Here is a 23,558-nt window from a genome sequence, read left to right as displayed (position 1 = left end):
GGTTTATGTTTAGGGGAGGAGGGGTGAGCCAGTGCGGGCGGCTTGTGCCGCGATGCGCTGGGCTTTCAGGACCACCGGCCGGTCCACCATTTTTCCGTCGAGCTGGAAAGCGCCGGCGCCCGAGGCTTGGCAGGCCTGCAGCACGCGATGCGCCCACGCCAGCTCTTCGGCGCTGGGCGCCAGCGCGGCGCGCACGGCGGCGACCTGCGCGGGGTGAATGCACATCTTGGCGCCGAAGCCCAGGCTGCGCGCATGCCGCATGTCGTCGGTCACTTGGGCGGCATCCAGCGCGGGCGTGACGCCTGCCAGCGGCGACGCCAGGCCGGCTGCGCGCGAGGCGACGGCGATCTGCGACGCCGCAACATCGAGCGCCAGGCTGTCCGCCGGAATGTCCAGGTCGGCCATGTAGTCGAGCGCGCCGAAGGCCAGCCGGGCCACGCCGGGCGCGCTAGCGATGCCCGGCAGGGCCAGCATGCCGCGTGCGGTCTCGATCAGCGGCAGCACGGTCGCGTTGGCGGCCAGTTGGGCCAGCACTTCCGAAATCTGGGCGGCGGCCTCGCATTTGGGCAGCATGACGCACAGCGCCTGCACGCTGCCCGCCAGCGCCAGGTCGTCGGCGTGCCAGGGCGTGGCGGCGTCGTTGATGCGGATCAGCACCTTGCCTTGTGCTTGGCCGGCGCTGGCCATCCATTCGGCAATCGCGGCGCGTGCTGCAGCCTTGTCGCCAGGCGCCACGGCGTCTTCCAGGTCCAGGATGATGCGGTCGGCGCCCGAGGCCAGCGCCTTGGCAAAGCGCTCGGGGCGGTTGCCGGGCACGAACAGGTAGGTCTGCGGTAGGTCGTCGGACATGCTCAGATCACCCCTTCAGCGCGCAGTTCGCCAATGCGCTCTGCGCTGTAGCCTTGGCGGCCCAGAATCGCCTCGGTGTGCTGGCCCAGCGCGGGCACGGCGTCCATGCGCGGCGCGCCATGCTGCCACGAGCCGGGCGGCAGCAGCGCGGGAACCCGGCCCGCAGCCGTGTCCACCTCGCGCCAGCGGTCGCGCGCCTTGAACTGCGGATGCGCCCACACCTCGGCCATGCTGTTGACCTGGGCGTTGGCGATGCCGGCCTGCTCCAGCCTGCTTGATACCTGTTCGGCGGTAAAGCCTGAGAACGCTTCAACAATCAATGCCGACAACTCGGCTCGCGCCGCGCTGCGTTTTGCATTGCCTGAAAAGCGTTCGTCGGTGGCCAGCTCGGGCTGCAGCAGCAGTTTTTCGCAAAAGATTTTCCATTCGCGCTCGTTCTGCAGGCCCAGCATCACGGTTTTTCCATCGCCGGCGGGGAAGGGGCCATAGGGGTAGATCGTGGCGTGGCTGGCGCCGGTGCGCGGCGGCGGCGCTGCGCCCTCGAAGGCGTAGTACAGCGGGTAGCTCATCCATTCGGTCAGCGATTCGAGCATCGACACGTCGATGCGCTGGCCCTCGCCGGTTTGCTGGCGGTGCATCAGCGCGGCCAGGATGTTGGTGTAGGCGTACATGCCGGCGGCAATGTCGGCAATCGACGGCCCGGCCTTGGACGGTGTCTCGGGCGTTCCAGTGACCGAGACAAAGCCCGCTTCGCTCTGGATCAAGAGGTCATAGGCCTTTTTGTCGCGGTAGGGGCCGTCGCTGCCGTAGCCGGAAATGTCGCAGACGATGATGCCGGGCTTGAGCGCTGACAGCGCCTCATACGACAAACCCAGCCGCGCCGCCGCGCCGGGCGCGAGGTTTTGCACCACCACGTCGGCTTCTTCCAGAATCAGCCGCATCAGGATTTTCTGCGCTTCTTCATGCTTCACGTCGAGCGTGAGGCTTTCCTTGGAGCGGTTGGTCCAGACGAAATGCGAGGCCAGGCCGCGCACGCGCTCGTCATAGCCGCGTGCAAAGTCGCCCACGCCGGGGCGCTCTATCTTGATGACGCGGGCGCCCAGGTCGGCCAGCTGGCGCGTGGCGAAGGGCGCGGCAATCGCATGCTCCAGCGTGACGATGGTGATGTTTTTCAGGGGTTGCATAAAAGTGGTCCTGGTCAGGAATCAGGCGAGCGTTGCGGTGGCGTCCATCGTCAGCCAGCCTTCATGGTCGCGGCCCCACAGATGCACGGTCTTGCCGTCGGGCGAAGGCTGGCCGTGGACGGAAAAAGGGTGGATGTCAAAGGTCGGCCGCACCGCCTTGAACTCGAAGCGAAGCACTTTTGCATCAGGCTGCTGGCGGCGCAGCAGGTCCATCAGCAGCGTGGCAATCAGCGGGCCGTGAACGATCAGGCCCGGATAGCCTTCGACTTCGGTGACGTACTTGCGGTCGTAGTGGATGCGGTGACCGTTGAAGGTCAGCGCCGAGTAGCGAAACAGCAGCACGTCGTCGGGAATGATGCGCCGCTCCCAGGCCGATGCCTCGGGCGCGGCCTGCGGCGGCGGGCTCACGTCGCCGGGCTGGGGCGCGGCGCGGTAAACGATGTTGTGGTGCTCGGTCAGCGCCACGTCCGGGCTGCCGTTGCGGCGGATTTCGTGCCGCACTTTCACAAAAATCAGGCTGCCGGTGCGGCCCGATTTTTCCTTCACCTCGGCAATCGTCGAGGTCCGGCTCAGCGTGTCGCCGATGCGCAGCGGCTCGTGGAAGCTGAAGTCGCTGCCCGCCCACATGCGGCGCGGCAGCGGCACCGGCGGCATGAATCCGCCGCGCCGGGCGTGGCCGTCCGGCCCGATGTCGGACTGCCGGTGGATCGGCAAAAAGTACAGCCAGTGCCACAGGCTGGGCAGCGGCGTGCCGGGAGCGGGGCGCTCCTGGCCCGGCGTGGCCGGCCAGTCGAGCGTGGCGCTCAAGGCGGCATACGGCGTGGCCGTGGCAATGTCTTCTACCGTCTCGCTGCGGCCGGTCCAGTCTTGCAGGTTCATGGCAATGCTTTCAGGGGTTGTGCTGTTTATTCAGCCTTGATCTTTGCAGCCGCTATGACGCTTTTCCAGCGGACCGCTTCTTTTTGCACCAGGGTCTTGAGTTGTTCGGGGGTGCCGGTTTCAACTTCCGCGCCCTGATCCTGGATTTTTTTCTGCACGGCCTTGTCGGCCAGCACGCTGTTCATTTCGCGGTTGATCCGCTCAACCACGGCCTTGGGCGTCCTGGCGGGCGCGAACATGGCGTACCACTGCGACATGTTGACGTTGGCAACGCCCTGCTCGGCCAGCGTGGGAACATCGGGCAACAGGAGCGAGCGTTTCTCGCCGGCAATGCCCAGCGCCCTGAGCCGGCCTTCCTTGACATGGGGGTAGGCGGTGAACAGGCTGGGGAACATCAACTGCGTGTTGCCGGCAATGGTGTCCACCACGGCCGGGGCCGAGCCTTTGTAGGGAACGCTCAGCACATCCACGCCGGCAGATAATTTGAACAGTTCGCCAGCGATGTGCGGTGCGGTGCCGTTGCCGGCAGAGGCGTAATTGAAGGTGCCGGGCTTGGCCTTGATCACTTGCACCAGTTCCTTGACGTTTTTGGCGGCTACGGCGTTGTTCACGACCAGCACGGTCGGCGAGGCCGCCACCATGCCGATGGGCTCGAAATCGGTGACCGGGTCGTATTTGAGCTTTTGCAGCGCCGGGTTGATGCCGTGGGTGGCGATGTAGCCGAACATGATGGTGTAGCCGTCGGGCGCCGCGCGGGCCACATACTCGCTGGCAATCGCGCCGTTGGCACCAGCCTTGTTTTCAACAATGACCCCTTTCCCGAGGCGTGCGCTCAGGCCCTGTCCAATGATGCGCGCCATGGCGTCATTGGCGCCGCCGGCGGCCGTGGGCACCACGATGGTGATGTTTTTGGTGGGCCAGTCCTGCGCCAGCGCCTGGCCGGAAGCGGCGCTCAGAAGCGCCATGGAAAGCCCGGCCAGCCAGGGCTTGACGACCCTGGAGTGAGTGGAAGGCTTCAATGAAAAGTGCGGGGCGGTGAGTGAATGCGGCATCTGAAAGTCTCCTTCGGTTTGGCTTGGGATCAACAGGCTGACCCTTGCTTTGGACGCAATCATCCCGCCATTGTTATCGGCTGTGAAGTGCAACTTTTGCTACGATTGCTGCATGGCACGCATTAATTTTGATTTGCAGCAACTGCAGGGTTTTGTGGCCGTGGCCGAGCGCGGCAGCTTTCGCGCGGCGGCCGAGCACATCAACCTGTCGGCCCCGGCGCTGAGCCGGCGCATCGACAAACTGGAAACCATCCTGGGCGCGCGCCTGTTCAACCGCACCACGCGCGAGGTTGAACTCACGCCGCTGGGCCGGGTGTTCCTGGAGCGCGCGCGCACCGCGCTGGACGACCTGGAGTCGGCCATGCTGGGCATTGCCGACATCGCCACCCACCGGGGCGGGCGCGTGACGGTGGCCTGCGTGCCGTCGGCCGCCCTGTACTTTTTACCGAGTGTGATCAGCAGCTTTTCCCGGAACTACCCCGGCATCCGCGTGCGGGTGGTCGATGAGTCGATGAACCAGGTGCTGCAAAGCGTGCTGTCGGGCGATGCTGACTTTGGCATCGGCTTCATGAACACCCTGACGCCCGAGATTGCCTTCGAGTCCATCCACGATGATCCGTTTGTGCTGGCCATGCCGCGCACACACCCGCTCGCCAAACGCAAGACGGTGAACTGGGCGGATGTGGAGAAGGAAAGCCTGATTGCCGTGGCGCGAAGCAGCGGCAACCGCCAGCTGCTGGACGATTCGCTGACCAAGGCCGGCCTGAACCCGAGCTTTGCGTTCGAAGTGAGCCACGTCGCAACGCTGCTGGGCATGGTGGAGGCGGGCCTGGGCCTGGCGGCCGTGCCGCGCATGGCGCTGTCCACCACGCACGCCACGCTGGTGGGCCTGCCCCTGCGCCAGCCGCAAACCGTGCGCAGGGTGGGTCTCTTGAGGCGCCATGGCGTCAAGCTCCGGCCGGCGGCCGAGATGTTTCACCAGCATCTGCGCACGGCATTGAAGACCCGCAAGCCCGCCGCTGGCGACCCGGCCTGAATTCTCGGGGCGTGCTACTCGGCCGCCTGCGGCTCCATACGCAGGCCCGTCTGCTGCACCACCTGCCGCCACTTCAGCCGCTCGGCGAGCAGCAGGCGGTGCAACTCCTCGGGCGTGCTGGTCTGCACCTGGGCGCCGTCGGCATCGAAGCGGGCGATGATTTCAGGGTCTTGCAGCACGGTGTTGAGCGCGCTGTTGAGTTGCGCCACCACCGGCGCCGGCGTCCTGGCCGGCGCGAACAAGGCGTACCACTGCGTCAGCTCGATGCCGGCCACGCCCGCCTCGGCCAGCGTGGGCAGATCGGGCAGGCTGGCCAGGCGCGCCGGCCCGGCCACCGCCAGCGCCCGCAGCTTGCCGCTGCGCAAATAGGGCTGGGCGGTAAAGAGGCTGGGGAACATCAGCTGGGCGTTGCCGCGCGCGGTGTCGGCAATGGCCGGTGCCGCCCCGGCATGGGCCAGGCCGGGCAGCGTGATGCCGGTGCGCAGCCTGAACAGTTCGGCCGCCAGGTGCGGCGCCGTGCCTTCGCCGGCCGAGGCGTAACTGAAGCGCCCCGGCTGGGACCGGATCAGTTTGACCAACTCCGCCACGCTGTGCACCGGAAGGTCGGCGTGAACCACCAGCAGCGTCGGCGAGTGGCCGACCAGGCCGATCGGCGCAAAATCGGCCACAGGGTCGTAGCGCAGCGCCTGCAAGGCCGGGTTGATGCCGTGGGTGGCGATGTAGCCAAACATCAGGGTATGGCCGTCAGGCTGGGCGGCGGCCACGTATTCGCTGGCAATGCTGCCGTTGGCCCCGGCGCGGTTGTCCACCGTCACCGACTGGCCCAGCACCGGACCGAGCTTGCGCGTCAGCGTGCGCGCCATGGTGTCGTTGCCGCCACCGGCGCTGGTCGGCACGATGATCTGGATGTCCTTGCCGGGGAAGGGCAGTGCCGCATCAAGGCTCGCTGCCAGATCGGGGCTGGATCGGGGAAACACATAGCCGGGCAGGTGCAACTCGCCCTGCATGATCTTGCGGGCGGTGCGCACCAGTGCGGCGCGCTCAATCGTGGCGTCCTGGCCTTCGCCTTGCAGCTCGACTTCAATGTCAATCTGCCCGGCCGGGTGCAGCACCGTCAGCGGGTGTTTTCCCGCCGTCCTGGCCATGCCGCTGGCCACCGTGCCGGGCAGGGCAAAGGCGGTCGCCACGCCGATGGCGCCGGTCACGGCATGCGACGCATGGCAGCGCCTGGGCGTGAAGTAGCGCGAGGTGATGCTCAGCGGGCCGTCGCCGGCACTGACCAGCACCGGCTTCGGAATCACGCTGCCCGATACATCGCCCAGGCCCATGCGGGCGCCGGCCACCAGGCGCAGCGCTTCGATGCGCGCCAGGAGCGCCGTGTCGGCATCGAGTTCTGCCGGCCGCTCGCGGCCCGTCAGGCCCAGGTCGCTGGCGCGCAGGATCATCAGCGGCATGGCCGCGTCGATGCAGGTAAGTTCCAACCCGTCGATCACGTCAATGCGCTGCCCGGTCGGGAACAGCTGGCCGGTGATGGCGCCCCAGGCATCGAGGAAGTTCAGCAGAATCGGCGCGGCGGTGCCGGCCACGCCGTCAATCCGGGCATCGCCTTCGTAGGTGACGCGGCCGCCGGGCGTGCAGACGGTCACGTCGATGCGCGCGCCGGTGTTGACGTTGTAAATCCGTGCCGTGGTGTGGCCGTCCTGCGCCGGAATCAGGCCTTGCTCAATCGCAAACGGCGCGACGCCGGACAGCATGTTGCCGCAGTTGGGCCGGGTGTCCACCGACTGGTGGCCGACGCCGACCTGGGCAAACAGGTAGTCCAGGTCGCAGCCGGGCTGGCTGGAGCGCGACACGATGGCCACCTTGCTGTTGAGCGTGCTGCCGCCGCCCAGGCCATCGAGCTGCAGCGGGTCTGAAGCGCCGATGGCGCCAATCAAGGCCTGGTCGCGGGCCTCATCGCCCTCGGGCAGCCATTCGCGCAAAAAAAACGGGCCGCGCGAGGTGCCGGCGCGCATCAGCACGCAGGGTATTTTTCGGTTCAGCATGGCGTGCCTTCGGGCCGGCAGCAAGCGGTGATCAGTGTCAGCATCGGGTTTCCTGTGCGTCGCGGGTTGCTGGTGCTCCCGCCGTCGCTTCATGTGAAGGGGCTGCCTGTTGCATGGCCGCGTGGGTCGCGCTTGCACAGGCTTTGATGACGGGTATTCTTGGCAAAGGAGCCCCCGTTGTAAATTGCATCTTTTGACGGTATTGATGCGTTGCTTGCAGCAATCAGGGCACAGGCACGGGGGCGATGCGCTTCATGTGTTGGCCAGGCGCTGGCAGGGTCTGGGCTGGACGCCGGCCATGCTTGACGCTGGCGCTCAAGGCCTGTCGCCGGGCTTGCTGGAGCGGTCCTTCAAGCAGCCCTGGCCATGAAAATATGATGAAATATGCCGTTTGCGCTTGTCCCGTAAGCGCTACAAGCTATTATTTTCGTAGCAAAATGGAAGGGTCCGTGGTGATCACGTCGAGCGGAAAACGCTGCCCGGCCAGGTAGTCTTCCAGGCTGGTCAGCAGCAGCGGGCTGCGGTGCATGGGCGCGCTGGCCCTGATTTCATCGACGGTCAGCCACAGGGCGCGCACGATGCCCTTGTCCAGCGGCTGGCCGGCCACATGCGCACCCAGTTCGCCGCAAAAGGTAAAGCGCAGGTAGGTGATGTCCAGCGGCTCGTCATGTCCAGCCTGGGTGCGTTCAAAGCGCGACAGGTAAACGCCCACCAGCGCGGTCGGCGTGAAATGAAAGGCGGTTTCTTCCAGCGTCTCGCGCACGCAGGCCTGCAGCGGACTTTCGCCGGGGTCCAGATGGCCCGCCGGGTTGTTGAACCTCAAGCCGTCGCGGGTTTCTTCCTCGACCAGCAAAAACTTCTGGACGCCGTCGAAATCCCGTTCAATGACGGCCGCCACCGTGACATTGGGTTTCCATCGTGTATTCATGCGCGAGATTATCCGGGGCATTTTTGACAGCAGACTTATTGCGCCGACAGCTTTTTCAGCCCAGCCGGAAAACCGTGGGAAAAACTCTGGCGCAAATGCTCGACCAGGCACTGGACCGCCTTGGGCACCTGCGCCGACCACGGCCGCAGGGCATAAATGCGCTCGCCGAAAAAACCCTGGACCTGCCAGTCGGGCAAGACCTGGACCAGCGGCGCAGGTCCGTTGCCATCAGGTGCAGGCGGCATGCTGAAATCAGGCAGCAGGCCGATGCCCAGGCCGGCCAGCAGGGCCTCGCGCAGCACCTCGCTGTTGTTGGCCTTGAGCGAGCCGGCGACATGCACGCCCACGCGCTCGACGGCGCCATCGCCCGGTTTGCGCTTGCCGGGCAGCCCGGCCGGACGCGCAAAGGTCCAGCTGCCGGCGTGGCTGTCGCGCAGGTAGAGCAGGCAGTCGTGCGCGGTCAGCTCGGACGGATGCGCAGGCGTGCCGCGCCGCGCCAGGTACTGCGGGCTGGCCACCAGCTGCGAACGGGTTTCGCACAGCACCCAGGCCACATGGGTTTCGGGCGGCGCGTTGGTGTGCCGGATGGCCAGGTCAAAACCCTCGTTGGCCAGGTTGATGAAGCGGTCGGTCAGCTCCAGCTCGATGTGAATGTCGGGGAATTGCTGCAAGAACGCGGCCATGCACGGCGCCAGATGCTGGCGCCCCAGCGCGACCGGCGCCGTCAGCCGGATCAGCCCGCGCGGCGTGCCCGCCAGGTCGCAGGCCGCACTGTAGCTTTCGCTGATGCGCCGGAACGCCGGCTGCATGTCATTGACCAACTGCTGCCCGGCCTCCGTCAGTCCGACCGAGCGCGTCGTGCGGCGCACCAGCAAAACCCCGGCGCTGCGCTCCAGCTCGCTGATGCGCATGCTGGCCGATGCCTTGGAAACACCCAGCCGGCGGGCGGTTTCGGTGAAGCTACGGGTCGCGGCAAGCACGGTCAGCAGGTGAAGGTCGGCCACGAGCGGGGCCAGCTGGTCAGAAGGCATCGGCAGTATTCATTGTTCAGAAATATGAACAATGTAATCAATCCATAGGGTCTTATCAAACCGGGCGCCACACCCTAGACTTCGCTGACTCGTTTGTTCACCCCAAGGATTGCCATGTTTTCATCGCCCGCCGAAATCGCTCCCCAGATCACCATTGGCCACTACCTGAACGGCAGCGCTGTCACGCCGGCCGCCGGGCGCAGCCAGGAGGTGTTCAATCCGGCCACCGGCGCGGTCTCTGGCCATGTGGCGCTGGGCAGCGCAGCCGATGTGGATGTCGCCGTTGCCAGCGCGCAGGCCGCCTTTCCGGCCTGGTCCGACATCCCGCCGATTCGCCGTGCCCGCGTCATGTTCAAGTTCCTGGAACTGCTCAACCAGAACAAGGACAAGCTCGCCCACCTGATCACCGCCGAGCACGGCAAGGTGTTCACCGACGCGCAGGGCGAAGTCTCGCGTGGCATCGACATCGTCGAATTCGCCTGCGGCATTCCGCAACTGCTCAAGGGCGATTTCACCGACCAGGTGTCAACCGGCATCGACAACTGGACGCTGCGCCAGCCGCTGGGCGTCGTGGCCGGCATCACGCCGTTCAACTTTCCGGTCATGGTGCCGATGTGGATGTTCCCGGTGGCGATTGCTGCGGGCAACTGCTTTGTCCTCAAGCCCAGCCCGATTGACCCGAGCGCCAGCCTCTTCATGGCTGACTTGCTCAAACAGGCCGGTTTGCCCGACGGCGTGTTCAACGTCGTGCAGGGCGACAAAGAAGCGGTCGATGCGCTGCTGGTGCATCCCGATGTCAAGGCCGTGTCCTTCGTCGGCTCGACACCGATTGCCAACTACATCTATGAAACCGGCGCCCGCCACGGCAAGCGCGTGCAGGCGCTGGGCGGCGCCAAGAACCACATGGTGGTCATGCCCGACGCCGACCTGGAGCAGGCGGTCGATGCGCTGATCGGCGCGGGCTACGGCTCGGCCGGCGAGCGCTGCATGGCGATTTCGGTGGCGGTGCTGGTCGGCGACGTGGCCGAAAAGCTCATTCCGATGCTCAAGGCCCGGGCCGAAACGCTGGTGATCAAGAACGGCGTGAACCTGGATGCGGAAATGGGTCCGATCGTCACCGGCATTGCGCACCAGCGCATCACCGGCTACATCGACCTGGGCGTTGAAGAGGGCGCCGAGCTGCTGGTCGATGGCCGCACCTTCACTGGCGCGCAAGCGGGCGAGGGCTGCGCGCAGGGTTTCTGGATGGGTGGCACGCTGTTTGACCATGTCACGCCCGACATGCGCATCTACAAGGAAGAAATCTTCGGCCCGGTGCTGGGCTGCGTGCGGGTGAACGATTTGGCCGAAGCGGTCGAGTTGATCAACGCCCACGAGTTTGGCAACGGCGTGAGCTGCTTCACCCGCGACGGCCATGTGGCACGCGAATTCAGCCGCCGCATCCAGGTCGGCATGGTCGGCATCAATGTGCCGATTCCGGTGCCCATGGCCTGGCACGGCTTTGGCGGCTGGAAGAAGAGCCTGTTCGGCGACATGCACGCCTACGGCGAGGAAGGCGTGCGCTTCTACACGAAGCAAAAATCCATCATGCAGCGCTGGCCAGAAAGCATTGGCAAAGGCGCCGAGTTCGTGATGCCGACAGCGAAATAATCCGCTCGCCAAAACGCAATGCGGCCAAGCCGCAGCCACTGGCATTTTTCTTGCTGGCCCCATTCGTCTGTTACAGATTGATGGGGCTTTTTTTATGGGGAATGGGTCGCCAACGTGCCTTGTTCAGGCGCGATAGTCTGTCATGCCCCCCTTAATTGCAAAAAAACTCATGTAAGCTGTGCGACAGCTAAATGTTCCGTCCTGGATCACTCCGGGACTCCAAGAAAACGAAAGCATTGAGAGGAGACACCCATGCTGATTGGGATACCCGCCGAAATCACGGCCGGCGAGACACGCGTCGCCATCACGCCCGAGACGGCCAAGAAGCTCAAGGCCCAGGGCCATACGATCCGCATCCAGTCGGGCGCCGGCGTGGCCGCCAGCGTGCCCGATGACGCCTACCGCGCCGTGGGCGCCGAGATCACCGATGCGGCGGGCGCCTACGCCTGCGACATCGTGCTCAAGGTGCGCTGCCCGCTGGACAGTGAAATGGCGCTTGCCAAGCCGGGCAGCGTCGTGGTCGGCATGCTCAATCCGTTTGACGCCGCCGGGCTGCAGCGCCTGGCCGCCGCGCAGCTGACTTCGTTTTCGCTCGAAGCGGCGCCGCGCACCAGCCGCGCGCAGAGCATGGACGTGCTGTCCTCGCAGGCCAACATCGCCGGCTACAAGGCCGTGATGATGGCGGCCGACCAGTACCAGCGCTTCTTTCCGATGCTGATGACCGCCGCCGGCACCGTCAAGGCCGCTCGCGTGGTCATTTTGGGCGTGGGCGTGGCCGGCCTGCAGGCGATTGCCACGGCCAAGCGCCTGGGCGCGGTGATCGAGGCGAGCGACGTGCGCCCGAGCGTGAAAGAGCAGGTCGAGTCGCTGGGCGGCAAGTTCATCGACGTGCCTTACGAGACCGACGAAGAGCGCGAAGCTGCGGTCGGCGTGGGCGGCTACGCCAAGCCCATGCCGCCGAGCTGGATGGCGCGGCAAAAGATCGAGGTCGCCAAGCGCGTGGCGCAGGCCGACGTGGTGATCACCACCGCCCTGATTCCGGGCCGCGCGGCGCCCGTGCTGGTGACCGAGGAGATGGTCAAGGCCATGAAGCCGGGCAGCGTGATCGTCGATCTGGCCGCTTCGCAAGGCGGCAACTGCCCGCTGACCGAGGCGGACAAGACCGTGGTCAAGCACGGCGTGACGCTGATGGGCCAGACCAACATTGCGGCGCTGGTGGCGGCCGATGCGAGTGCGTTGTATGCGCGCAATCTGCTCGACTTCCTCAAGCTCATCATCACCAAGGAAGGTGCGCTGAAAATTGATCTGGAAGACGACATCGTGGCCGCCTGCCTGATGACGCAAGGCGGCGAAGTCAAGCGCAAATAAAGCCACCCGGCCTCCAGCCTATCAACCCGCGCCGACTCGCCAAGCCTGGCCAGAGCGTGCCGCGCCCCGAAACCGTTTAAGCGTTCAAGCAGAAGGAGAGAACCCATGGATCCCGTTTCTCACACCATCATCAACCTCATCATCTTCGTGCTGGCCATCTACGTGGGTTACCACGTCGTCTGGACCGTCACGCCCGCGCTGCACACGCCCTTGATGGCCGTGACCAATGCCATTTCGGCCATCGTCATCGTCGGCGCCATGCTGGCGGCTGCGCTGACCGAAACCACGCTGGGCCGCACCATGGGCGTGCTGGCCGTGGCGCTGGCCGCCGTGAACGTCTTTGGCGGCTTCCTGGTCACGCGCCGGATGCTCGAGATGTTCCGCAAGAAGGAAAAAAAGGCGCCTGCCGTGGCCGCGCTTGACGCAGGAGCCGCCAAATGAGCATGAACATCGTCACGCTGCTGTACCTGGTGGCTTCCGTCTTCTTCATCCAGGCGCTCAAGGGCCTGTCGCACCCGACCACCTCGCTGCGCGGCAACCTGTTCGGCATGGTCGGCATGGGTATTGCCATCCTGACCACCGGCGCGCTGATTGTCGAGACCGCCGGCAGCAATGCCGGCGGCATGGTGTACGTGTTGGGGGCGCTGCTCGTCGGCGGCGCTGCCGGCACGATGATGGCCAAGCGCGTCGAGATGACCAAGATGCCCGAGCTGGTCGCTTTCATGCACAGCATGATCGGCCTGGCGGCGGTGTTTATCGCCGTCGCTGCCGTGGCCGAGCCTTACGCCTTCGGCATCGTCGCCAAGGGCGAGGAGATTCCGGCGGGCAATCGGCTGGAGCTGTTCCTCGGTGCGGCGATTGGCGCCATCACCTTCAGCGGCTCGGTGATTGCGTTTGGCAAGCTCTCGGGCAAGTACAAGTTCCGGCTGTTCCAGGGCGCGCCGGTGTCGTTTCCCGGCCAGCACAAGCTCAACCTGGTGCTGGGCCTGCTGACGCTGGGGCTGGGCGTGGCCTTCATGCTGACGGGCAGCTGGACGGCATTTTTCGCCATGCTCGCGCTGTCCTTCGTGATGGGCGTGCTGATCATCATCCCGATTGGCGGCGCCGACATGCCGGTGGTGGTGTCCATGCTCAACAGCTACTCGGGCTGGGCGGCGGCGGGCATCGGCTTTTCGCTGAACAACTCCATGCTGATCATTGCCGGTTCGCTGGTGGGCTCGTCGGGCGCGATCCTGAGCTACATCATGTGCAAGGCGATGAACCGCTCGTTCTTCAACGTGATCGGGGGCGGCTTCGGCGGCGAGGCGACCACGGCAGCCTCTGGCGCCAAGGAACAGCGTCCGGTCAAGTCCGGCTCGGCCGATGATGCCGCCTTCATTCTGGGCAATGCCGAAACCGTGATCATCGTGCCGGGCTACGGCCTGGCCGTCGCTAGAGCCCAGCACTCGGTCAAGGAACTGGCGCAAAAGCTCACCGAGAAGGGTATCACCGTCAAGTACGCGATTCACCCGGTGGCAGGGCGCATGCCCGGTCACATGAACGTGCTGCTGGCCGAGGCCGAAGTGCCTTACGACCAGGTGTTCGAGATGGAGGACATCAATGCCGAATTCGGTCAGGCCGATGTGGCCATCATCCTGGGTGCCAACGACGTGGTGAACCCGGCCGCGCATGTCAAGGGCAGCGCGATTTACGGCATGCCGATCCTGGAGGCCTACAAGGCCAAGACCGTCATCGTCAACAAGCGCTCGATGGCCGCAGGCTACGCCGGGCTGGACAACGAATTGTTCTACATGGACAAGACCATGATGGTCTTCGGCGATGCCAAGAAGATCATCGAGGACATGGGCAAGGCCATCGAGTAAGTCGCACGCAGGTGGCGCTGGATGCAACTGTCGCTAAAGTGACTAAATCAGAGAGCTTTCTCTCTGATTGCCTTGAATTTCTAGGGGAAAACGCAATTGCCGTGCGCAGGACTGTCCCTGAAAATTCCCGGAAGTAAGTAAAAGTGATGGAGACGAAGAGCATGAATGCACTGATGAACGCAGAGGTGGCTGATCGCCCGTGGCTAAAGGCTTATCCGGCAGGCGTTCCGGCCGACATTGATGCTTCGCAATATCCGTCGCTGGTCGCATTGATGGAAGAAAGCTTCAAGAAGTACCGGGACCGCGTCGCCTACAGCTTCATGGGCAAGGACATCACTTTTGGCGAGACCGACAGCCTGTCAGTTGCTTTCGGCGCTTATCTGCAGGGTCTGGGTCTGGCCAAGGGCGACCGTGTGGCCATCATGATGCCCAATGTGCCGCAGTATCCGGTGGCGGTTGCGGCCATCCTGCGCGCCGGCTATGTGGTGGTCAATGTGAACCCGCTCTACACCCCGCGCGAACTCGAGCACCAGCTCAAGGATTCAGGCGCCAAGGCCATCGTGATCGTCGAGAATTTTGCCTGCACGCTGGAGCAGTGCCTGGCCAACACGCCGGTCAGGCACATCGTGCTGTGCGCCATGGGCGACCAGCTGGGGCTGCTCAAGGGCATGCTCGTCAATTACGTGGTGCGCAGCGTCAAGAAGATGGTGCCGCCCTTCAACCTGCCGGGCGCGGTGCCTTTTAACGATGCCCTGGCGCAGGGCGCGCGCGGCGCACTCAAGCGGCCCGCTATCGAACCCGACGACATTGCCGTGCTGCAGTACACCGGCGGCACGACTGGCGTTTCCAAGGGGGCCGTGCTGCTGCACCGCAACGTGATTGCCAACGTGCTGCAGTCCGAAGCCTGGAACGGCCCGGCCATGGCCAGCCTGCCGGCGGGCGAGCAGCCTACTTATGTGTGCGCCTTGCCGCTGTACCATATTTTTGCCTTCACGGTGAACATGATGTTGGGCATGCGGACCGGCGGAAAAAACATCCTGATCCCCAATCCGCGCGACCTTCCGGCGGTGCTCAAGGAGCTTTCCAAGCACAAGGTCAACAGCTTTCCGGCCGTCAACACCCTGTTCAACGGTCTGGCCAACCACCCGGACTTCAACACGGTGGACTGGTCGCACCTGAAAATCTCGCTGGGCGGCGGCATGGCGGTGCAAAGCGCGGTGGCCAAGCTGTGGCTGCAAAAGACCGGCTGCCCGATTTGCGAAGGCTACGGCCTGTCGGAAACCTCGCCATCGGCGAGCTGCAACCCGACCAACAGCAAGGCCTTCGCCGGCACCATCGGCGTGCCGATTCCCAGTACCTGGTTCAAGCTGCTCGACGACGACGGCCATGAAGTGCCGCCTGGCCAGCCTGGCGAGATTGCCATCAAAGGCCCGCAGGTCATGGCGGGCTACTGGCAGCGGCCTGACGAGACCGACAAGGTCATGACCCCCGACGGCTATTTCAAATCCGGCGACATCGGCATCATGGATGAAAACGGATTTTTCAAGATCATTGACCGCAAGAAGGACATGGTCCTGGTCAGCGGGTTCAATGTCTATCCCAACGAGATCGAAGACGTCGTGGCCAAACTGGACGGCGTCATGGAATGCGCCTGCGTCGGCGTGCTCGATGAAAAATCGGGTGAAGCCGTCAAGCTCGTGATCGTGAAGAAGAATCCCGACCTGACCGAAGCGCAGGTACGTGCCTATTGCAAGGAAAACCTCACCGGCTACAAGCAGCCCAAGGTGGTGGAGTTCCGCACCGAACTGCCCAAGACGCCGGTCGGCAAGATTCTTCGCCGCGAACTGCGCGACAAGCGCTAAGCCTGTGCACGGTTTTTCGGGGGCGGCGCAGGTCGCCATTTTTTGAGCGGCTCCGGTTCGGGCCGTGCTTTGTGGCGAAAATCGACCCATGCCATTGACTTCCGACCTTTTCGCACCGCCGATTGCCATCCTCAGCGCCTTGCCGCAGGAGCAGCGCGGCCTCATCGGGTTGCTGCACAAGCCGCGCAAGCTCCATCATGCGAGCCGCGAATTCTGGCTGGGCGAGCTGCACGGCCAGCCCGTGGTGCTCGCCCTGTCAAGGATCGGCAAGGTTGCCGCGGCCACCACCACCACGGCGCTGATCGAGCGCTTTGGCGTTCGCCGCATCGTGTTCACTGGCGTGGCGGGCGGCTTGGGCGAGGGCGTGAAGGTCGGCGATGTGGTGGTCGCGACCGATTTCGTGCAGCACGATCTCGATGCCTCGCCGCTGTTTCCCCGCTATGAAGTGCCGCTGTACGGCAAAACCCGGTTTCACTGCGATGCAGCCCTGAGCGCACTGCTCTTTGAGGCGAGTAGCAAGGCGCTGGCGCACGAAAGCCTGGCGACCCACGGCTTTCATGACGCCTGCGTTCACCAGGGCCTGATCGCCAGCGGGGACCGGTTTGTATCGAGTGCTGAAGAATCACGCAGCCTGCATGACCTGCTGGCTGGCGCCGGCCATGCGGTGCTCGCGGTCGAGATGGAAGGCGCTGCCGTTGCGCAGGTCTGCATGGACTACGGCATTCCCTTTGCCGTCATGCGAACCATTTCAGACCGCGCCGACGACAGCGCGCATGTGGATTTCCCTGGTTTCGTGGAGGCAGTCGCCAGCCGCTATGCCCACCTGATCATTGGGAATTTTCTGAATTTGCTATCAAAAAAATAGCTGCTTGTGCCCGTCCATGCTGCGCAAAAGACATTTTTTGTTCATAAAATGACCGTGCGGATTACTGCAGCCAGCCACGTTTCCTGAAATACCACATCGGCACCACGGCGCTGGCAATCATCAGGGCCAGCGCATACGGATAACCCAGCGTCCAGTCCAGCTCGGGCATGAGCTTGAAATTCATGCCGTACACGCTGGCAATCAGGGTGGGAGGCAACAGCGCAACGCTGGCCACCGAAAAAATCTTGATGATCTTGTTCTGGTTGATGTTGATGAAGCCGACCGTGGCATCCATCAAAAAGTTGATCTTGTCGAACAGGAAGGCCGTGTGCGAGTCCAGCGAGTCAATGTCGCGCAGAATCTGCCGCGCCTCCTCGAACTGCTCGGCGTTCAGCATCTTGCTGCGCATCATGAAGCTGACGGCGCGCCGCGTGTCCATCACGTTGCGCCGGATGCGCCCGCTCAGGTCTTCATGGCGCGCGATGGCGCCCAGCACCTCGCCGGCCATCACGTCGGTCACATCGCCCGACAGCACCTTGGTGCTGACTTTTTCAAGATCGACATAAATGCCTTCGAGCGTGTCGGCGGAATATTCGGCATCGGCGTCAAACAGCTTGAGCAGCACTTCCTTGGCGTCCTCGATCAGGCCCGGCGCACGGCGCGCGCGCATGCGCAGCAGCCTGAACACCGGCACATCCTCGTCATGGATCGAAAACAGCACGCCTTTGCTCTTGAGGTCGTCATTGACCAGGTTGAGGATGAAAGCCACCCGCACCGTGCGCGGCTCGTCTTCATCGGCAATCAGAAAGTCCGAGCGGATATGCAGCTCGCCGTTGTCTTCCTCGTAAAAACGCGCGGACTCCTCAATGTCCTCGTCCATCGCATCTTCGGGAATGGACAAGCCGTAATACTGCTTGATCCAGCGTTTTTCTTCGAGGGTAGGAGATTCCAGGTCAACCCAGATGGGCTGGAACCTGGAGAGTTCTTCCAGGGATTCGATTTCTTCCTGGAACAGCCGGCCATTGGCGAGCGTGAAAATATTGAGCATGACAGACGGCTTTTCGATGTGCATGGGCCTGCGCAAGGCGTGATTCAGGCCTTGGCGCAGGAGCGGGTTGTGTGGATGGAGGCATCGCTTTCAACCCGCTTCCAGACGTCACTGGTCGTCGATCTGCGGTGTTGAAAGCAGCCAACTGGGACTGCTTTCCAAGGATTTCCCCGTAACAAATAAAACGCGATTATGGCATTGCGAATGCTGTTTATCCATCGCAGAACCGACTGTTCCAGGTGTGCAATGTTCGCCAGAAGCTGCCTCGGCAAACGTCAGCGCAACCCGTGAAAGCGAAAACTGCCGCCCATGAAAATGGACGGAAGAATTTTGACCGCACGCGCTTTTTTATTCTTTGACCCAAGCGATTGAGAAACTTTTATTAACACTTCATTTGACTCTGTAACCAAAAAATGATTGAAGGTTGTTAAGGACTGAATTTTTTTTAGCTGTAGTTGAGAGCAAAAGCCATGCAATCAACAAACTTTGCCGGATTTAGATCAAGGTGGTCCGCTGTAGAGCTACCCATGTTTTTGATGACGATGGCTTGCAATTGGAGGTTATAGAAGGCATAGTGAAGACAAGAGAGTGTCCCGTCTGCTGCTTTGCTTTACGTGTCTGGCAGCGTTTTTCAACCAGTTCCAATCAATTTGGACAAGGAGTCTCTGTATGAACTTGACGATTAGCGGTCACCATCTTGAGGTTACCCCTGCACTTCGTGGCTATGTGATGAGCAAGCTGGATCGTATTACCCGGCATTTCGACCAGGTAGTCGATGTAAGAGTGATACTGGCCGTAGACAACATGACGGAGAAGGAAAAACGCCAGCGGGCCGAATGCAATGTGCATGTCAAGGGCCGAGATTTGTTTGCTGAAAGTTCTCATGCTGATTTGTATGCGGCTGTCGATGAACTGGCGGACAAGCTGGATCGGCAAGTCGGCCGCTATAAAACCAAAGTCCAGGACCATGGACATATTTGCGCAAAACGCGCAGAAGCTTGAGCCTGACCCGAATACCTTGCAGTGCGCATGCCTTGACGGGCCTGGCGCACTTCACCATCAAACAGATGTACAAACAGGTTTTGCTTTCAGGACCAACCCGGTAAAAGGGTTGCATGCCAGGCCGTTTGCAATGGCAAACGGCTTTTTTTTGCCTGTCTTTCAACCAATCCACTGTAAAGTGCATAATTCGGCGATTAAAAGAGCGTTATGAACCGTCTTTCGCAAATTCTGCCCCCTCCCCAAGTGCTGGTTCGCGTCGAGGCGACCAGTAAAAAGCGCGCGTTTGAAGAAGCCGGGTTGCTGTTTGAAAACCTGCATGGCCTGAATCGCGCACTCATCACCGACAGCCTGTTCGCTCGTGAGCGCCTGGGCTCGACCGGGCTGGGCCATGGGGTTGCCATTCCACATGGCCGCATCAAAGGCCTGAAAACGCCGATGGCTGCGATTTTCCAGTTGCAGACACCCATCGGTTTTGATGCGCCGGATGAGTTGGCCGTCAATTTGCTGGTGTTCTTGCTGGTTCCCGAAGCGGCAACGCAAAAGCACCTGGAAATACTTTCTGAAATTGCCGAGATGCTGAGCGACAGCGCACTGCGTGAGCAACTCAAGACCAGTCCTGATGCGGCGGCCCTGCACCAGCTGATTGCTTCGTGGCAGTCTGCCCACGAAGTCAGTTCATGAGTTTGCGGTACTTGAATGACAGGTCGGCATGAAGCCCACCGTTGTCAGCGCGGATGTCTTGTTCGAAGATCACCGCGCCACCCTGAAGTGGGAGTGGGTCGCCGGGCTGGGGGCTTCGGAACGGCGCTTTGATGAAGTGGCGGTCAGCGAAGCACGCTCCGGGGCCGATCTGGTCGGCTACCTCAATTACATCCACCCCTATCGCGTGCAAATACTGGGTGAGCGCGAAGTAGCTTACCTCTCCCATGTCGGCCCCGAGGACAGCGCACGCCGAATTTCCCGCATCATCACGCTGGAGCCGCCGGTGCTGGTGGTTGCCGACGGCCAGACCGCGCCCGACACGCTGCTGTCCATGTGCGAACGTGCCCAGTTGCCCATGTTTGCCACTCCCGAGTCGGCCGCTTTCGTGATTGATGTGCTGCGGGCGTATCTCTCCAGGCATTTTGCCGAGCGTACGTCGATGCACGGCGTGTTCATGGACATTCTGGGCATGGGCGTGATGATCACCGGCGAGTCGGGGCTTGGCAAAAGCGAGTTGGGGCTGGAACTGATATCGCGTGGCCATGGCCTGGTGGCCGATGACGCCATCGACCTGTTCCGCATCAATCAGACGGCCATTGAAGGGCGTTGCCCTGACCTGCTGCAAAACCTGCTTGAAGTGCGCGGCATTGGCCTGCTCGACATCAAGGCGATTTTTGGTGAAACGGCGGTGCGCCGCAAGATGCGCCTGAAAATGATCGTGCATCTGGTGCGCCGTGAAACGCTGGAGCGGGACTACGAACGCATCCCGTATGAGCCGCTGACGCAGGACGTGCTGGGCGTTCCGGTGCGCAAGGTCATCATCCAGGTGGAAGCCGGCCGCAACATCGCGGTGCTGGTCGAGGCGGCTGTGCGCAATGCCATCTTGCAGTTGCGCGGCATCAATACCTACCAGGAATTCGTCGAGCGCCACCGACGCGCGATGGAACAGGACGACTGAAGTACGGTTGCCTGGTTGCTATTAAATAAATAGCTGCTTGTGCCCGTGCATAGTGCGCACAGGGGTGATTTGACGCATATTCTGTGAAAATTCAGGCTGGGTGGTGCCGCCCGGGCGCTGCCAGCCGGTTGGGGCAGTCGGTCTTGGTGCAATGGGCATAAATCGACAGCGAGTGGTCGGCGATGGCAAAGCCCTTGAGTTCGGCCACCGCGTTCTGGCGCCTTTCAATCTCGGCGTCATAAAACTCCTCCACCTTGCCGCAGTCCAGGCAAACCAGATGGTCGTGGTGTTGGCCTTCGTTGATTTCGTACACCGCCTTGCCGGATTCGAAATTGCTGCGGTTGAGCAGCCCTGCCTGCTCGAACTGCATCAGAACCCGATACACCGTGGCCAGGCCTATGTCCGAGCGTTCTTCGAGCAAGACGCGAAAAACGTCTTCGGCCGTCATGTGGCGTTGCTTGCCGCCCTGAAAAATCTCCAGAATTTTCAGGCGTGGCAAGGTTGCCTTCAGGCCGGTGTTTTTCAGCTCATCAATGTTGCTCATGGGCATCTCTCTGGAATCTCTTTAGGGGAAGGGGCGCGGTCCCGGGCAGTCTGGAAACGGGCCTGGAAGCACCCAGCCGCTACAATGATTGATCATATCGCTACACCTTCCACTATGTCTGCCCTGCCTGCAAATCCTCATTACAGCATTCAAAAAATCCTAATTGCCGTAGCTTGTGTGGTGCTGGCGTCCTGCAGCAGCAAGACCATGAGCAGCAGTTCCGTCAACCCGGTCAACTGGATCACGCCTTACAAGATAGACGTCATCCAGGGCAACTTTGTCTCCAAGGAACAGGTCGAGCAGCTCCAGGCCGGCATGTCGCGCGACCAGGTCAAGGCGTTGCTTGGAACGCCCTTGATGGCCAGCCTGTTTCATGCCGACAGGTGGGACTATGTCTTTACCCTGAAGCGGCAGGGCGTTGAGCCTCAGGCTTTCAAATACACGGTGTTCTTCAAGGGCGACCAGCTGGAACGGTTTTCGGGCGACGCCATGCCCAGCGAGGCAGAGTTCATCTCCACCCTGACCAACAAGCGCAGCTTGGGAAAGGTGCCGGTTCTCGAAGCCACTGAAGAGCAACTCAAGGCGGCTGAAAAGTCAGTCTCTTCCAAAGCCAAGTCAGAACCTTCTTCGGAGCCCGCCAGTGCGCCGGCTGGTCCGTCAGCCACGGTCTATCCGCCGCTCGAAAGCCCCAGGCAGTGAGCGCGGGCACCATGGCGCAAGACCGCCCCCACAGGATTGCCGTCGCCGGAGCCAGCGGCCGCATGGGCCACATGCTGATCGACGCGGTGAATGCCAGCACCGACTGCCTGCTGACGGGCGCGCTTGATCGTCCCGCTAGTGCTGCAATCGGCACGGACGCCAGCGCGTTTGCCGGCCGTGCCAGCGGCGTTCTGATCCATTCAGACCTGCGCGAGGGATTGAAAAATTCCCGCGTGCTGATTGACTTCACCCGGCCCGAAGGCACGCTCGCCCATCTGGCGGTCTGCCGCGAACTGGGCATCAAGCTGGTCATCGGTACCACCGGGTTCTCCGATGCGCAGAAGGCCGAAATTGCCGCTGCCGCCAAGGACATCGCCATCGTCATGGCGCCCAACATGAGCGTGGGCGTCAATGTCACGCTCAAACTGCTGGAAATGGCGGCCAGGGCGCTGTCCACCGGCTACGACATCGAAATCATCGAGGCGCACCACCGCCACAAGGTCGATGCGCCTTCGGGCACCGCGCTCAAGATGGGCGAAGTGATTGCCGGCGCGCTGGGACGCGACCTCAAGGACTGCGCGGTTTATGCGCGCGAAGGCGTCACCGGCGAGCGCGACCCGTCGAGCATCGGTTTTGCCACCATACGCGGCGGCGACATCGTCGGCGACCACACCGTGCTGTTTCTAGGTGACGGCGAGCGCATCGAAATCAGCCACAAGTCCTCCAGCCGGGCCACCTATGCCCAGGGCAGCCTGCGCGCGGCCCGTTTTCTGGACAGCCAGGCGAGCGGCCTGTTTGACATGTTCGATGTGCTCAATCTGAAGTGATTCGGCGATGAGTCTGCTGGCCCTCCTCACGCAAGGCGGCCTTGTCAGTCAACTGGTCGCGGGGCTGTTGCTGTCCATGTCGGTGGCCAGCTGGGTCGTTATTTTGTGGAAAACCTGGCTGCTGCACCGCGCCGTGGGCGATGTGGCGCGCAGCACGGCCGCTTTCTGGCAGTCAGCCTCGGTGGACGCCGCCTGCGAGAAGGTGGCGGCATTCGACCGCGATGCCCTGGTGCTGCCGCTGATCGCTGCAACGCAAACCCGAGCGCACGGAACGCTGGCCACGGCGGGCGACAAGGCGGCGCAACTCACGCGCGTGCTGCGCGACGCCCTGCATGCCATTCTGCAAAAACTGCAGTTTGGCCAGATCTTGCTGGCCACGGTCGGCTCCACGGCGCCTTTTGTCGGGCTGCTGGGAACGGTCTGGGGCATTTACCACGCGCTGACCGGCATGGCGACGGCGGGGCAAGTCACCATCGACAAGGTGTCCGGCCCGGTGGGCGAGGCGCTCATCATGACAGCCGCCGGCCTGGCGGTGGCGATTCCGGCCGTTCTGGCCTACAACGTGTTTGGCCGCAGCATTGGACGCATCGAAGCCGACCTGGAAGGATTTGCATTCGATTTGCGGGAACTGCTGGCGGCTGACGCCAACGCCAAGGTCGTTACCGAACGCAGCGCTGGGCCGCCCCGGGCAAGTGAAGCCCTTTCGGAGGTCATTGAGTGACGTTTGGCCGGCTCGAACGCACGAAGGGCGCGCAGCCCATGAGCGACATCAACGTCACGCCCCTGGTGGACGTGATGCTGGTGCTGGTGGTGATTTTCATCATCACCGCGCCCTTGCTGGCCAGCACCATCCGGCTGGATTTGCCCAAAACCGACGCCGCCAGGGTGGTCGATACGCCCCGCTTCGTCACGCTGGTCGTCGATCAATCCGGCCAGGCTTTTTTGAACGACAAGCCGATAGCCCTGGAAGAACTGGCGCGCCAGCTGACGCAAACCGCCAGCCGCAATCCGGACACCGAAGTGCAGTTGCGCGCCGACGAAGCCGTGCCGTATGGCAAGGTCGTTGAGGTCATGGGCGTGGCGCAAAAAGCCGGGCTCAGCCGCATCGGTTTTGTCGCCGAGCCCGCGCCAGCCGCCGCATTGGCCGCACCGGCAGGCCGTTGAGCG

Annotated in this window: 23 protein-coding genes; 14 read left to right on the top strand and 9 right to left on the bottom strand. The window is 62.8% G+C overall.

From position 1 onward, the window contains the following. Positions 1-9: 9 nt before the first annotated feature. Genes PNAP_RS19035 through PNAP_RS19020 form a run of 4 tightly spaced genes read right to left on the bottom strand, consistent with a single transcriptional unit; the run spans position 10 to position 3,964 of the window. The gene (locus PNAP_RS19035) at positions 10-849 is read right to left on the bottom strand and encodes an HpcH/HpaI aldolase/citrate lyase family protein (protein WP_011803172.1); all 840 of its coding nucleotides are present in this window, start codon (positions 847-849) and stop codon (positions 10-12) included. A gap of 2 nt (positions 850-851) precedes the next feature. After that, the gene (locus PNAP_RS19030; protein ID WP_011803171.1) at positions 852-2,033 is read right to left on the bottom strand and encodes a CaiB/BaiF CoA transferase family protein; all 1,182 of its coding nucleotides are present in this window, start codon (positions 2,031-2,033) and stop codon (positions 852-854) included. Between the two features lie 21 nt (positions 2,034-2,054). Then, positions 2,055-2,912, bottom strand: a complete 858-nt coding sequence (locus PNAP_RS19025; RefSeq protein WP_011803170.1) for an FAS1-like dehydratase domain-containing protein — start codon at positions 2,910-2,912, stop codon at positions 2,055-2,057. A 26-nt stretch (positions 2,913-2,938) separates the two neighbouring features. After that, positions 2,939-3,964 carry a Bug family tripartite tricarboxylate transporter substrate binding protein gene (locus PNAP_RS19020; RefSeq protein ID WP_011803169.1) on the bottom strand — a complete coding sequence of 342 codons (1,026 nt, stop codon included), beginning with the start codon at positions 3,962-3,964 and terminating at the stop codon, positions 2,939-2,941. A gap of 112 nt (positions 3,965-4,076) precedes the next feature. Here PNAP_RS19020 and PNAP_RS19015 point away from each other — a divergent pair, with 112 nt between their 5' ends. Further along, positions 4,077-5,000 (top strand): LysR family transcriptional regulator, encoded by a 924-nt coding sequence (locus PNAP_RS19015; RefSeq protein ID WP_011803168.1) that lies wholly within the window; start codon positions 4,077-4,079, stop codon positions 4,998-5,000. A 14-nt stretch (positions 5,001-5,014) separates the two neighbouring features. Here the strand turns inward: PNAP_RS19015 and PNAP_RS19010 are convergent, their stop codons facing one another. From PNAP_RS19010 to PNAP_RS19000, 3 genes are all read right to left on the bottom strand, one after another. Next, positions 5,015-7,045, bottom strand: a complete 2,031-nt coding sequence (locus PNAP_RS19010) for a 4-oxalomesaconate tautomerase (protein ID WP_232290722.1) — start codon at positions 7,043-7,045, stop codon at positions 5,015-5,017. Between the two features lie 421 nt (positions 7,046-7,466). Further along, positions 7,467-7,973 (bottom strand): NUDIX hydrolase, encoded by a 507-nt coding sequence (locus tag PNAP_RS19005; protein ID WP_041376817.1) that lies wholly within the window; start codon positions 7,971-7,973, stop codon positions 7,467-7,469. A 35-nt stretch (positions 7,974-8,008) separates the two neighbouring features. Continuing rightward, positions 8,009-9,004, bottom strand: coding sequence for a LysR family transcriptional regulator (locus PNAP_RS19000; protein ID WP_011803164.1), 996 nt, complete (start codon positions 9,002-9,004; stop codon positions 8,009-8,011). Between the two features lie 114 nt (positions 9,005-9,118). Between PNAP_RS19000 and PNAP_RS18995 the strand changes: the two genes are divergently transcribed. The 6 genes from PNAP_RS18995 to PNAP_RS18970 all read left to right on the top strand — a co-directional run bounded on the left by PNAP_RS18995 (position 9,119) and on the right by PNAP_RS18970 (position 16,611). Next, the gene (locus tag PNAP_RS18995) at positions 9,119-10,654 is read left to right on the top strand and encodes a CoA-acylating methylmalonate-semialdehyde dehydrogenase (RefSeq protein ID WP_011803163.1); all 1,536 of its coding nucleotides are present in this window, start codon (positions 9,119-9,121) and stop codon (positions 10,652-10,654) included. A gap of 252 nt (positions 10,655-10,906) precedes the next feature. After that, on the top strand, positions 10,907-12,022 hold the full coding sequence (locus PNAP_RS18990) for a Re/Si-specific NAD(P)(+) transhydrogenase subunit alpha (protein WP_011803162.1): 1,116 nt from the start codon (positions 10,907-10,909) through the stop codon (positions 12,020-12,022). Positions 12,023-12,127: 105 nt separating this feature from the next. Then, positions 12,128-12,463, top strand: a complete 336-nt coding sequence (locus tag PNAP_RS18985) for an NAD(P) transhydrogenase subunit alpha (protein ID WP_011803161.1) — start codon at positions 12,128-12,130, stop codon at positions 12,461-12,463. Beyond that, positions 12,460-13,884, top strand: a complete 1,425-nt coding sequence (locus tag PNAP_RS18980) for an NAD(P)(+) transhydrogenase (Re/Si-specific) subunit beta (RefSeq protein ID WP_011803160.1) — start codon at positions 12,460-12,462, stop codon at positions 13,882-13,884. The genes PNAP_RS18985 and PNAP_RS18980 overlap by 4 nt, the downstream gene beginning before the upstream one ends. Positions 13,885-14,057: 173 nt before the next feature. Then, complete coding sequence (locus PNAP_RS18975) at positions 14,058-15,746, top strand: long-chain-fatty-acid--CoA ligase (protein WP_041377461.1); 1,689 nt, start codon at positions 14,058-14,060, stop codon at positions 15,744-15,746. Positions 15,747-15,834: 88 nt separating this feature from the next. Next, on the top strand, positions 15,835-16,611 hold the full coding sequence (locus tag PNAP_RS18970) for a 5'-methylthioadenosine/adenosylhomocysteine nucleosidase (protein WP_011803158.1): 777 nt from the start codon (positions 15,835-15,837) through the stop codon (positions 16,609-16,611). Between the two features lie 61 nt (positions 16,612-16,672). Here the strand turns inward: PNAP_RS18970 and corA are convergent, their stop codons facing one another. Continuing rightward, positions 16,673-17,659, bottom strand: coding sequence for a magnesium/cobalt transporter CorA (gene corA, locus PNAP_RS18965; protein WP_041377459.1), 987 nt, complete (start codon positions 17,657-17,659; stop codon positions 16,673-16,675). A gap of 669 nt (positions 17,660-18,328) precedes the next feature. Between corA and hpf the strand changes: the two genes are divergently transcribed. The 3 genes from hpf to hprK all read left to right on the top strand — a co-directional run bounded on the left by hpf (position 18,329) and on the right by hprK (position 20,321). After that, positions 18,329-18,661 (top strand): ribosome hibernation-promoting factor, HPF/YfiA family, encoded by a 333-nt coding sequence (hpf, locus tag PNAP_RS25900; protein ID WP_011803156.1) that lies wholly within the window; start codon positions 18,329-18,331, stop codon positions 18,659-18,661. 207 nt (positions 18,662-18,868) lie between these two features. Beyond that, a complete protein-coding gene (gene ptsN / locus PNAP_RS18955) occupies positions 18,869-19,342 on the top strand; it encodes a PTS IIA-like nitrogen regulatory protein PtsN (RefSeq protein WP_011803155.1) in 474 nt (157 codons plus the stop codon). A gap of 28 nt (positions 19,343-19,370) precedes the next feature. Beyond that, positions 19,371-20,321, top strand: a complete 951-nt coding sequence (gene hprK, locus PNAP_RS18950; RefSeq protein WP_011803154.1) for an HPr(Ser) kinase/phosphatase — start codon at positions 19,371-19,373, stop codon at positions 20,319-20,321. A gap of 91 nt (positions 20,322-20,412) precedes the next feature. Here hprK and fur read toward each other — a convergent pair whose 3' ends face one another. Next, a complete protein-coding gene (gene fur, locus PNAP_RS18945; RefSeq protein WP_041376815.1) occupies positions 20,413-20,865 on the bottom strand; it encodes a ferric iron uptake transcriptional regulator in 453 nt (150 codons plus the stop codon). A 114-nt stretch (positions 20,866-20,979) separates the two neighbouring features. On the opposite strand from fur, the gene PNAP_RS18940 reads away from it, so the two are divergent. Genes PNAP_RS18940 through PNAP_RS18925 form a run of 4 tightly spaced genes read left to right on the top strand, consistent with a single transcriptional unit; the run spans position 20,980 to position 23,555 of the window. Then, a complete protein-coding gene (locus tag PNAP_RS18940; protein WP_049763717.1) occupies positions 20,980-21,564 on the top strand; it encodes an outer membrane protein assembly factor BamE in 585 nt (194 codons plus the stop codon). Between the two features lie 11 nt (positions 21,565-21,575). Further along, positions 21,576-22,391, top strand: coding sequence for a 4-hydroxy-tetrahydrodipicolinate reductase (gene dapB, locus PNAP_RS18935; RefSeq protein ID WP_011803151.1), 816 nt, complete (start codon positions 21,576-21,578; stop codon positions 22,389-22,391). A gap of 7 nt (positions 22,392-22,398) precedes the next feature. Next, positions 22,399-23,112: a MotA/TolQ/ExbB proton channel family protein gene (locus PNAP_RS18930; RefSeq protein WP_011803150.1), complete on the top strand. Its 714-nt coding sequence runs from the start codon at positions 22,399-22,401 to the stop codon at positions 23,110-23,112. Then, complete coding sequence (locus PNAP_RS18925) at positions 23,109-23,555, top strand: ExbD/TolR family protein (RefSeq protein WP_011803149.1); 447 nt, start codon at positions 23,109-23,111, stop codon at positions 23,553-23,555. Before PNAP_RS18930 ends, PNAP_RS18925 begins: the two co-directional genes overlap by 4 nt. The last annotated feature ends 3 nt before the right edge of the window (positions 23,556-23,558 follow it).

Source organism: Polaromonas naphthalenivorans CJ2 (assembly GCF_000015505.1).
GTDB classification, from domain to species: Bacteria; Pseudomonadota; Gammaproteobacteria; order Burkholderiales; family Burkholderiaceae_C; genus Polaromonas; species Polaromonas naphthalenivorans.
The sequence above is the reverse complement of the archived record's forward strand: the minus strand, read 5'-3'. Positions and strand labels throughout refer to the sequence as shown.